The sequence below is a fragment of the Nocardia coubleae NBRC 108252 genome (assembly GCF_001612805.1).
In the GTDB taxonomy this organism is placed as follows: domain Bacteria; phylum Actinomycetota; class Actinomycetes; order Mycobacteriales; family Mycobacteriaceae; genus Nocardia; species Nocardia coubleae.
Map to the genome: position 1 here is coordinate 1 of NZ_BDBD01000014.1, position 11,104 is coordinate 11,104.

The window sequence follows — 11,104 nt, forward strand, 5'->3', positions numbered from 1 at the left end:
CCCAATACCTTTGTGGTGCACAAAACCCCGAAGGCCGGGCAACGCGTGTGCGTGCCCGGCCCTCGATGGGGTAGATCAGCGGTTGGCAGCCCGGTTCACAGCCGAGACGACCGCGCGCAGCGAGGCCGTGGTGATGGAGGTGGCGATGCCGACGCCCCAAACCACCTTGTCTCCGACCGCGACCTCGACGTACGCGGCCGCCTGAGCGTCGTCACCAGCCGACATCGCATGCTCGCTGTAATCCAGCACCCGCACGTCGTAGCCCACGGTAGCCAGAGCATCGACGAAGGCAGCCAGCGGACCGTTGCCCGAGCCGCTGATCTCCTGCTCGACACCATCGACCTTTACCGTCGCGACGATGGAGTCCACCCCACCATCGGTCTCGGCGGCGGTAACCGTCTGCTTGATACGTTCCAGCGGCAGAATCGGATTCAGGTACTCCGTGGCGAAGACGTCCCACATCTCCTTGGGCGTCACCTCGCCGCCTTCACCGTCGGTGATCGCCTGGATGGCCTGCGAGAACTCGATCTGCAGGCGGCGCGGCAGCACCAGCCCGTGATCGGTCTTCATGATGTAGGCGACGCCGCCCTTGCCGGACTGCGAGTTCACCCGGATCACGGCCTCGTAGGTGCGGCCGACGTCCTTCGGGTCGATCGGCAGGTACGGGACCTCCCAGACGATGTCGGCGACGTCGGCGTCCTGCGCGTCGGCGGTGGCCTTCATCGCGTCCAGGCCCTTGTTGATGGCGTCCTGGTGGCTGCCGGAGAACGCGGTGTAGACCAGGTCACCGCCGTAGGGGTGACGCTCGGCCACGGCCAGCTGGTTGCAGTACTCGACCGTGCGACGGATCTCGTCGATGTCGGAGAAGTTGATCTGCGGGTCGATGCCACGGGAGAACATGTTCATGCCGAGGGTCACCAGGCAGACGTTGCCGGTGCGCTCACCGTTGCCGAACAGGCAGCCCTCGATGCGGTCGGCACCGGCCTGGTAGCCCAGCTCGGCGGCCGCGACGGCGGTGCCGCGGTCGTTGTGCGGGTGCAGCGACAGCACGATGGAGTCGCGGCGGGCCAGGTTGCGGTGCATCCACTCGATCGAGTCGGCGTACACGTTGGGCGTGGCCATCTCGACGGTCGCGGGCAGGTTGATGATCAGCGGCTTGGCCGGGGTGGGCGCGATGATCTCGGAGACCGCGTCGCACACCTCGCGCGCGTAGTCCAGCTCGGTACCGGTGTAGGACTCCGGGCTGTACTCGTAGCGCCACTCGGTGTCGGGGTAGCGCTTCTCGATCTCCAGGCACAGCGCGGCGGCGTCGGTGGCGATCTTCTTCACCGCGTCGCGGTCGGCGCGGAACACCACCCGGCGCTGCAGGATCGAGGTGGAGTTGTAGAAGTGCACGATCACGTTCGGCGCGCCGTTGCACGCTTCGAAGGTGCGCTCGATCAGCTCGGGGCGGCACTGGGTGAGCACCTGGATGGTGACGTCGGCGGGGATCGCGCCGTCTTCGATGATCTCGCGGACGAAGTCGAAATCGGTCTGGCTGGCGGCCGGGAAGCCGACCTCGATCTCCTTGTAGCCCATCCGGACCAGCAGGTCGAACATGCGGCGCTTGCGGGCGGGGCTCATCGGGTCGATGAGGGCCTGGTTGCCGTCGCGCAGGTCGACGGCGCACCACGCGGGCGCGCGGTCGATGATCTTGTCCGGCCAGGTGCGGTCGGGCAGGGTGATCGGCTCGACCTCCTCGGCGTACGGGCGGTACCGGAAGGCCGGCATCGAGGAGTTCTTCTGGTTGTTCCAAGCGGGCTGGTCGGCCGGGGCAGGTTTGCTGGGGGCCGTGATGGTGCGCGAAGCGGATACGAATGCGTCAGCCGAGGACATGCAAGTTTCTCCGTGGGTGTGGTGGATTCCCTGATGGGAGCGGGTCGACCGGCGCGTTGGAACCCCGCGACGGGAGCCGGTCCGTATCAGAACCCGTCGCGGCGGCCGAGAAGAAGTGCCCGCTGCATGATGCCCCGAGCTTACCGTGCGCGAAGCCGCGCTGGTAAGCGGCCTGCGGAATTGGGTACGCCGATATCTACCGCACCGTCCGACCGGTACGGTTTCCAGGGACAGCAACGCTTGTACGTGCCCGGCGCACGACGAGACGTCCCAAAGGAATTCGCATGACTTGGTTCGAGCAACTGGCCGTCTTCGTGGCCGGAATCGCGGCGGGTGGCATCAACACCATCGTCGGGTCCGGCACACTCATCACCTTCCCCGCGCTGTTGGCCTTCGGTTTGCCACCGGTGACGGCGAACGTCTCCAACACCATCGGTCTTGTCCCCGGCTCCGTGAGCGGGGTGATCGGTTACCGCCGCGAACTGGTCGGCCAGCGCGAGCGGCTGCTGCAACTGGGCACCGCCTCGCTGCTCGGCGGCATCACCGGCGCGGTGCTGCTGCTGACCACGCCCGAGGCGGCGTTCAAGGCGGTGGTCCCGGTGCTCATCATCGCGGCCCTGATCCTGGTGATCGTGCAGCCGCGCCTGGCGGCCTGGGTGAAACGCCGCCGCGGCGAGGACACCCCCGCACCCGCGCACGGGGGGCCGATCCTGCTCGTCGCGGTGTTCGGCACCGGCATCTACGGCGGCTACTTCGGCGCGGCCCAGGGCGTACTTCTCGTCGGGCTGCTCGGTGTGTTCGTGCACGAGGACATCCAGCGGCTCAACGCGGTGAAGAACGTGCTCGCGTTGATCGTGAACGCGGTGTCGGCGGTGATCTTCATCGTGATCGCCGACGTGAACTGGCAGGCGGTGGCGCTGATCGCGGTCGGCTCGATCATCGGCGGTCAGCTCGGTGCGAAGGTCGGCCGCAAGTTGCCGCCGAATGTGCTGCGCGCGGTGATCGTCGTCGTCGGCTCCATCGCTGTGATCCGCCTGCTGACGACCTGACGTGGGCGCCTGCTGGTGATCGGTGACAAATCCGGCCACTAGCGGGGTCGATTCGGAAGTTGCGCGGTATTCTGCGCTCGGCCATGCGTGATGAGGGAGGTGGCCTGGTGCACAGACGTGCCTTCTTCAAGGCGGCGGGACTGGCGACGCTCGCCGGGACTGTCGGATCGACCCTGACGGGCACGTCCGCGCACGCCGACCCGCGATCGGCGATGTTCGAATCGTGGGTCCCCGAGATCTTCGCCCCGGTTCCGGACGCGCCCGCGCACACCAGCGCCATCGTCATCGGCTCCGGCTTCGGTGCCGCCGTCACCGCGTTGCGCCTGGCCGAGGCGGGCATCGACAACACCGTGCTCGAGCGCGGTTCGCGCTGGCCCAACGACCCGTGGCGCGAGATCTTCACCGGTGACGACCTGCCCGACGGGCGCGGCTTCTGGCATCGCACCAGCTTCACCGGGGTCACCAAGGTGCCGATGAGTTTCGGCGCGTTCGGCGGTGTCCTCGACGTCACCGAGTTCGCGGGTATCGACGTGTGGCGGGCGGCGGCCGTCGGCGGTGGTTCGGTGATCTTCACCGGCGCCATGGTCGCTCCCGAGCGCAGGCTCTTCGACCAGGTCTTCGGCGGTGTCGTCGACTACGGCGAGCTGGAACGGGTGTACTTCCCGAGGGTGCGCCAGATGCTGCGCCTGGACCCGATGCCCGGTGACATCTACCAGTCCCAGCCGTTCACGCACTCCCGCGCCTGGGACGATCAGGTGCGGGCGGCCGGGTACCAGCCGGTGCCCAACGACTCGATCTTCACCTGGGACGTGCTGCGCGCCGAGCTGGCGGGCGGCTCGCGCCCGTCGGCCACCGTCGCCCGGTCCAACCTGGGCAATTCCAACGGTGCCAAGTTCGACCTGAACCAGAACTACCTGCGCTACGCCGAGCAGACCGGCCGTTCACGGGTGTACGCCGGTCACCGGGTCGACAGCATCGCCCAGGAACCCGGCGGCAAGTTCGTGGTCACCGTGACGAAACTGGCCCCGACCGGTGCGCAGCTCAGCACCCGCACCCTGACCTGCGACAAGTTGTTCCTCGGCGCCGGTTCCGTCGGTACTTCCGAACTGCTGGTTCGCGCCCAGGCCACCGGCGCGCTGCCCAACCTCAACGAGCACATCGGCGACGGCTGGGGCACCAACGGTGACGTGGTCCTGGCCCGCGGCGCCAGCGGGCTGGCCGGTTTCGGTCAGGGCGTGCCGAGCGCGAGCCGCATCTACGACGAGTCCACGACGCCGTTGACGCTCGAGAACTGGTACATCCCCGGCATCCCCTTCGAAACCGGCGCGCTCGCCTCGCTCGGCATGGTGCTCGACCCGACCCGCGCCCGCTTCGGCTACCACCCGGCCACCGGCGGCGTCGGCCTCACCTGGCCGACCGCCGCCCAGGATGCCGTGGTGCACGCGGCACGCACGGTCGACCGCCGGATCGCCGACCGGGCCGGTGCGCTGGCCGAATACGGTGCCCTCGGCTACGACGCCAACGCCGAGTTCACCGCCCACCCGCTGGGCGGCGCCGTGCTCGGCAAGGCCACCGACGCCTACGGCCGGGTACACGGACACCCCGGGCTGTACGTGATGGACGGTGCCGCGATTCCCGGCAGCACCGCCACCGTCAACCCGTCACTGACCATCACGGCGCTGGCCGAACGCAATATCGAGGCGATCCTGCGCGGCTGACACGCGCCGAAGCCCACTCGGACGGCGCCGCAACCAATTAGCGTGGGCAAAGTACTGGCCGCCGATCGGGCGGGCCGAGTAGCGGCGTCAGCCGCCGGAACCACAGGAGCGGTCGAGTTGGCGTCACCGGGGATCGAACCGGTCGAGGTACAGGACGTGCGGACCACAACGCCGTCGATGCGCCTCGACATCTTCATGCTCGTCCTGGCGATCGTGTCGGTGGTGCTGGTCGCCTGGATCACCTTCTTCCCGGTGTCGGGCAAGACCTATCACGCCATCGTGGTGGTCGACTGGACCATCTGCGGCATCTTCGCGATCGAGTTCCTGTGGCGCTGGCGGCGAGCGGGCTGGCCGTGGACGTTCCCGTTCGTCTACTGGTACGAAGTACTCGGCATGATCCCGGTGACCAGCCCGATCTTCCGTGGCTTCCGGTTGCTGCGGATCGTGGTGATCCTGATCCGGCTCGGCCGGGTGGCCGACCGGGCGTTCGGTGAGCGGGTGACGGCCAAGATCGTCAACCGGTTCGTCGGCACCATCGTCGACGTGATCCGCCGCCCGATGACTGTCGCGATCCTCGACGAGGTCTCCAATGTGCTGCGCGCGGGCCACTACACCAAGAACATCGCCGCCGCGCTCGAGGAGAACCATGCCGAGATCGACCAGCTCATCGTCGATCTCATCAAGAACGATCCGCAGACCGGCAAGCTGCGCTACGTGCCGTTCCACGACGACATCATCCGGCTCGTCGCCGACACCGTGTACCGCATGCTCAACCAGTTGCTCGACGATCCGCGCACCGACGAACTGGTCGCCGACATGCTGCGCGAGAACCTCGACCAGATCAACGAGGCCGTGCGCGCCGGCGTGCGGGTGCCGCCCTCACAGCGCGGCGCGACACCGGCCGAACACGGTGTGCGCCATCATCTCTCGCAGATCAAGCGTGCCTGATCTCGTCGCGTCTGCGCGCATAGTGCACCGTCTCCCAGATCACCGGCGCGGCGAGGATCGCGCACAGCAGGCCGAGGGAGACGAGCGCGGGCAGCTGCGCGGCGACCGGGATCAACGCGAACAGTAGGGCCGCCACCAGCACTCGCGCGGTCGAGAACTGCCGCACCGCGGCGTATTTCGCGCCGACGACCGCCAGCAGGAACACCGCGGGCCCGGCGTAGAGCGCGCCGAGCGGAATGCCGTACAGCGGATCGGTGAGTTGATGGTGCGAGGAGTCGCCCACGTAGTACAGCACCTTCTTCAGCCCCAGCGAGAGCGCGATGACACCGGCGATCATCGGGAAGTGCCCGTAGGTGTAGCTGAACTGGGCGATCTTGATCTGCGCCGAACCCTTCGCGTTCGCCAGACCTTCTTCCATCGAGATGGCGGCCACGTCGAAGTACAGCCACCACAGCAGACCCGACACCGTGAGCCCGAGCATGGAGGCCACCGTGATCGGCCACGAGATCGGCAACCCGGCCACGCCGATGCCGATGGACACGATCGACTCACCCAGCGCGACGATGACGATCAGCCCGTACCGTTCGGCGAAATGCTTGGCCGAGTTGATCCGCCAATCCGTGCCCGCCACCGCCGTCCAGACCATGTCGCCGACGATCGCGGCGAGCCAGAGCAGCATCTGCGCGAGACCGGAGGTGGTCGCGGCGACCACAAGCAGTGCGGTGCCGACCGTGATCGATCCGAGCGCCCAGCGCAGCAGCTGTCCGCGTAGCTTGGGATCGTCGCGGCTCACCGTCCAGAAGATGACGACATGCACCAATCGCACGACCAGGTAGGCGATGGCGAAGACGAGCGGTCCGTACCAGCCACCGGGCAGGTCGACGAACGCCTCGGGAATGGTGAGCGCGGCCAGGAACGCGCCGCCCATGGCGATGAAGATGCCCACGCGGGCGATGCCCTCGTCGGCGCGCACCACATTGCCCAGCCACGAATAGGCGATCCACAACCACCACATGAGCGCGAGCACCAGCAGGGCGCGCAGCATGTTCACGGCCGAGGTGTTGTCGGCGGCCAGGTCGGTGACCATCGTGAAGGCGAAGACGATCACCAGGTCGAAGAACAGCTCGAGCTGGGTGACCGAGCTGCCCTCGGTCACGGGCTGGAATCTGGCCCGTGGTTTTCCGATCATCGGCCTATCGTGTCACCTCGGAGCCGAGGCGGCGCGCTACTCAGCCGACGGCGTAACCCTCGTTCTCCGGGAATCGCTCGGCGAAGTCGATGAAATTCGCGACCGCTTCCTCGTTCTGCTTGCGCAAGGTGCGGTTGAACAGGATGCCGGGGATGGGCAACGGATAGCGCAGCTCGACGTGCAGATCGACCTCGGTGCCCTCGCCCCCTTCGAACAGCTCGAACGAGCCGCCACCCTTGGAACCGCGACTGCTGTCGACGACCTCCCAGGACACCCGGTTCGGTTCCCAGTGATATTCCAGCACCTGGGTGTCGGAATCACCCATGAAGTGGGCGGTGACGAACACTCGCCGCGGTCTGCCTTCGGCATCGGGCGGGCCCATCCGCACATCGCTGTAGGACGGCGACCACTCCGCTAGGCGATCGACTGCCAGTAGGGCATCCATGACCTGGTCGATATGAGCATCAACGGTGAAACGGATGTCGATCTTCGAGCGCATCTTGCCTGTCCTCCGAACCCCCGCTGTCTCTCGCGCCCGATTGTGCACAGTTGTACCAGTGATCGTCAACACGTCTATGGTCTGGACAAACGTCCGGGTCAGCCGCGAATTGCCCGCTCGACGGCTGTTTCGATCAGCTGGGAACTCTGTTGCTCGGTGAACACCCCTGGGAGGGTTAGGTGTTCGAGGATCAGCCAGTTCAGCGCCAGGTACAGCAGTAGTACGGAGGCTTCGTCGCCCGGCTGACCCGACGCCAGGTGATTGCGGACATTGAATTCCAGATCCGCGCCGACCCGCTCGGTGAGCACCTTGCGCAGCTCCGGACGACGGGTCGCTTCGAGCCGTAATTCGAGCAGCGCGAGGTAGGCGGTGCGGTGCGATTCGAGCCTGCCGACGACCTCTTTCATCAGCGCGGTGATGTTCTCGACCGTTTTCGGTCCCTCGCTGACCAAGGCGAGCGTCTCCTCGGTCGGCTGGACCACCTCGTAGAAGCGGCTGCCCGCCTGGGTGAGCAGTTCGTCGCGATTGGCGAAGTAGTTGGAGGCGGTTCCGGCGGGCACGTTCGCCTGTTTGTCGACGGCGCGGAAGGTGAGGCCGCGGGCGCCCTCGGCGGCGAGGACCTCGATGGCGGCGTCGAGCAGGGCTTGTCGACGTTCGGGATTTTTTCGCACTTGACACCACTCCGTCTGTAGTACTACGTTTTAACCACTTCACCCATAGTACAACAACTGAGGCGGTACCCATGCGAAAGCTCGTCTACTACATCGGCGTCTCCCTCGACGGCTACATCGCAGGTCCCGGCGGTGAGGTCGACTTCTATCCGACGCCACCCGAGTACGTGGAGTGGATGATGAAGGAGTTCCCCGACTCCATCCCCACCCACTTGCGCGCCCATTTCGGCATGGACCCTGAGCTACCGGCCCAGCACTGGGACACCGTGCTGATGGGGCGCGGCACCTATGTACTGCCGGAGGGGCACATCGAGAGCCCGTTCTCGCACCTGAAGCAGTACGTCGTCTCGTCCTCGCTCGACCAGAGCGAGCATCCCGGCGTCGAGATCTTCTCCGGCGATCCCGTCGAGCTGGTGCGTGAGCTGAAGAAGGAGGACGGTGCGGACATCTGGCTGTGCGGCGGCGGCAAGCTGGCCGGTCAGCTCATCGACGAGATCGACGAAATGGTCGTCAAGAGCTATCCGGTGATCGCGGGCTCCGGGGTTCCGGTGTTCACCGGCGTCTTCAAACCGACAAACTTCCGTCCTGTCCGGCGGCAGGAATTCGGCAACGGCACGCAGGTCACCTGGTTCGAGCGGGCCTGATCGCCGAGATCGTGCACAGGTGACGAGCCTGTGTCGTTTTGCACAGGTCAGGGAGGTAGCGGCAGATCACGGGACCGGCGGCCGGTACTCTAGGTCCCTGATACCGAACTGATACCCGATCGCGAAGGACCTTGCTGTGGCTCTCGTTGTTCAGAAGTACGGAGGATCCTCGGTGGCCACCGCCGAGCGGATCCGGCGCGTCGCTGAACGGATCGTGGAGACCAAGAAGCAGGGCCACGACGTGGTCGTGGTCTGCTCGGCGATGGGTGACACCACCGACGAACTCCTCGATCTCGCCGAGCAGGTGGCCCCCGCGCCACCCGCTCGCGAGATGGACATGCTGCTCACCTCCGGCGAGCGCATCTCGAACGCGTTGGTGGCCATGGCCATTCACACCCTCGGCGCCGAGGCGCGCTCGTTCACCGGCTCGCAGGCCGGTGTCATCACCACGGGCGCGCACGGCAACGCCAAGATCATCGACGTCACCCCCGGCCGCCTGCAGGAAGCCCTCGACGAAGGCCAGATCGTGCTGGTCGCCGGCTTTCAGGGCGTGAGCCAGGACAGCAAAGACGTCACCACACTGGGCCGCGGCGGTTCCGACACCACCGCCGTCGCCCTGGCCGCGGCGCTGAAAGCCGATGTCTGCGAGATCTACACCGACGTCGACGGCATCTTCAGCGCCGACCCGCGCATCGTCAAAGACGCGCAGAAGCTCGACAACATCTCCTACGAGGAAATGCTCGAGATGGCGGCCTGCGGCTCGAAGGTGCTCATGTTGCGCTGCGTCGAGTACGCGCGCCGCTACAACGTGCCCGTTCATGTCCGGTCGTCCTACACCGACAAGATCGGCACCACTGTTTTCGGATCGATGGAGGACATTCCCGTGGAGCAGGCAATCCTGACCGGCGTCGCGCACGACCGCAGCGAAGCCAAGGTGACCGTCGTGGCACTGCCGGACGAGCCGGGCTACGCGGCCAAGGTGTTCCGCGCGGTCGCCGACGCCGAGATCAACATCGACATGGTGCTGCAGAACATCTCCAAGGTCGACACGGGCAAGACCGACATCACCTTCACCCTGCCCAAGACCGACGGCGCCCGCGCGGTGGAGATGCTCACCAAGCGTCAGGACGAGATCGGTTTCGCGCAGGTCCTCTACGACGACCACATCGGCAAGGTGTCCCTGGTCGGTGCGGGCATGAAGTCGCACCCGGGCGTCACCGCGACCTTCTGTGAGGCGCTGGCCAACGCGGGCGTCAACATCGATCTGATCTCCACCTCGGAGATCCGGATCTCGGTGCTCGTGCGCGACACCGAACTCGACGAGGCCGTGCAGGTGCTGCACAAGGCCTTCGATCTCGGCGGCGACGAAGACGCTGTCGTCCACGGCGGAACGGGGCGCTGATCATGGGTGTACGTGTAGGTGTTGTCGGCGCGACCGGTCAGGTCGGCGCCGTCATGCGCAAACTGCTCGAGGAGCGCAACTTCCCGGCCGACGAGGTGCGCTTCTTCGCCTCCGCGCGCTCGGCCGGTAAGACGCTGCCGTGGCGCGGCGGCGAGATCGTCGTCGAAGACACCGAGACCGCCGATCCGTCGGGTCTCGACATCGCGCTGTTCTCCGCCGGGGCGACCATGTCGCGGGTGCAGGCGCCGCGGTTCGCCGCCGCCGGTGTCACCGTCATCGACAACTCGTCGGCCTGGCGCAAGGATCCCGATGTGCCGCTGGTGGTCTCGGAGGTCAACCCCGAAGTCACCCGCTCGCTGCCCAAGGGCATCATCGCCAACCCGAACTGCACGACCATGGCCGCGATGCCGGTGCTCAAGCCGCTGCACGACGTGGCCGGGCTGCAGCGTCTGATCGTGTCGTCGTACCAGGCGGTGTCGGGTTCCGGGCTGGCCGGTGTCGAGGAGCTGGCCTCGCAGGTGCGCGCGGTGGCCGCCGACGCCGAGAAGCTGGTGCACGACGGTTCGGCCGTCGACTTCCCCGCCCCGAACAAGTACGTGGCGCCCATCGCCTTCGACGTGATCCCGCTCGCGGGTGCGCTCGTCGACGACGGCTCGGGTGAGACCGACGAAGACCAGAAACTGCGCAACGAGAGCCGCAAGATCCTCGGCCTGCCCGACCTGCTGGTGAGCGGCACCTGTGTGCGCGTGCCGGTGTTCACCGGGCACTCGCTGTCGATCAACGCCGAATTCGCCGAACCGATTTCGGTGCAGCAGGCCCAAGAGTTGCTGGCGAAGGCGCCGGGCGTGCGATTGGTCGACGTGCCGACTCCGCTGGCTGCCGCGGGTCAGGACGACTCGCTCGTCGGGCGCATTCGTCAGGATCCGGGTGTGCCGAACGGTCGGGGTCTGGCCCTGTTCATCTCGGGCGACAACCTGCGAAAGGGCGCCGCGCTGAACACGATTCAGATCGCGGAAGTTCTGCTCGAGAATCGGTGATCGGTGCTTTGGGGCCGGGTGCGCTTGTAGCGTGCCCGGCCCTTTTTGTGTTGCGCCCAAAGGGGTATTGGG

General features: G+C 66.7%; 10 protein-coding genes. 6 read left to right on the top strand and 4 right to left on the bottom strand.

Features of this window, described 5'->3' with window-relative positions; genetic code table 11:
• Nucleotides 1-75 precede the first annotated feature (75 nt).
• Nucleotides 76-1,875 carry a 2-isopropylmalate synthase gene (gene leuA, locus NCO8_RS15690; protein WP_067494564.1) on the bottom strand — a complete coding sequence of 600 codons (1,800 nt, stop codon included), beginning with the start codon at nucleotides 1,873-1,875 and terminating at the stop codon, nucleotides 76-78.
• Between the two features lie 284 nt (nucleotides 1,876-2,159).
• Here leuA and NCO8_RS15695 point away from each other — a divergent pair, with 284 nt between their 5' ends.
• The 3 genes from NCO8_RS15695 to NCO8_RS15705 all read left to right on the top strand — a co-directional run bounded on the left by NCO8_RS15695 (nucleotide 2,160) and on the right by NCO8_RS15705 (nucleotide 5,590).
• Nucleotides 2,160-2,924 (top strand): sulfite exporter TauE/SafE family protein, encoded by a 765-nt coding sequence (locus NCO8_RS15695; protein ID WP_067640427.1) that lies wholly within the window; start codon nucleotides 2,160-2,162, stop codon nucleotides 2,922-2,924.
• Nucleotides 2,925-3,031: 107 nt separating this feature from the next.
• Nucleotides 3,032-4,642: a GMC oxidoreductase gene (locus NCO8_RS15700; protein ID WP_245655385.1), complete on the top strand. Its 1,611-nt coding sequence runs from the start codon at nucleotides 3,032-3,034 to the stop codon at nucleotides 4,640-4,642.
• 156 nt (nucleotides 4,643-4,798) lie between these two features.
• Nucleotides 4,799-5,590 (top strand): ion transporter, encoded by a 792-nt coding sequence (locus NCO8_RS15705; protein WP_245655386.1) that lies wholly within the window; start codon nucleotides 4,799-4,801, stop codon nucleotides 5,588-5,590.
• On the opposite strand, the gene NCO8_RS15710 is transcribed toward NCO8_RS15705, so the two are convergent.
• The 3 genes from NCO8_RS15710 to NCO8_RS15720 all read right to left on the bottom strand — a co-directional run bounded on the left by NCO8_RS15710 (nucleotide 5,577) and on the right by NCO8_RS15720 (nucleotide 7,949).
• The gene (locus NCO8_RS15710) at nucleotides 5,577-6,779 is read right to left on the bottom strand and encodes a low temperature requirement protein A (protein WP_067640433.1); all 1,203 of its coding nucleotides are present in this window, start codon (nucleotides 6,777-6,779) and stop codon (nucleotides 5,577-5,579) included. The genes NCO8_RS15705 and NCO8_RS15710 overlap by 14 nt on opposite strands.
• A gap of 40 nt (nucleotides 6,780-6,819) precedes the next feature.
• Complete coding sequence (locus tag NCO8_RS15715; RefSeq protein WP_067640435.1) at nucleotides 6,820-7,278, bottom strand: SRPBCC family protein; 459 nt, start codon at nucleotides 7,276-7,278, stop codon at nucleotides 6,820-6,822.
• A 98-nt stretch (nucleotides 7,279-7,376) separates the two neighbouring features.
• Nucleotides 7,377-7,949, bottom strand: a complete 573-nt coding sequence (locus NCO8_RS15720; protein ID WP_067640437.1) for a TetR/AcrR family transcriptional regulator — start codon at nucleotides 7,947-7,949, stop codon at nucleotides 7,377-7,379.
• Between the two features lie 71 nt (nucleotides 7,950-8,020).
• Here NCO8_RS15720 and NCO8_RS15725 point away from each other — a divergent pair, with 71 nt between their 5' ends.
• From NCO8_RS15725 to NCO8_RS15735, 3 genes are all read left to right on the top strand, one after another.
• Entirely contained in the window at nucleotides 8,021-8,593 is a 573-nt protein-coding gene (locus NCO8_RS15725) for a dihydrofolate reductase family protein (protein WP_067640440.1), read from the top strand.
• A 136-nt stretch (nucleotides 8,594-8,729) separates the two neighbouring features.
• On the top strand, nucleotides 8,730-9,995 hold the full coding sequence (locus NCO8_RS15730) for an aspartate kinase (RefSeq protein ID WP_067494539.1): 1,266 nt from the start codon (nucleotides 8,730-8,732) through the stop codon (nucleotides 9,993-9,995).
• 2 nt (nucleotides 9,996-9,997) lie between these two features.
• Nucleotides 9,998-11,032, top strand: a complete 1,035-nt coding sequence (locus tag NCO8_RS15735; protein ID WP_067640442.1) for an aspartate-semialdehyde dehydrogenase — start codon at nucleotides 9,998-10,000, stop codon at nucleotides 11,030-11,032.
• The last annotated feature ends 72 nt before the right edge of the window (nucleotides 11,033-11,104 follow it).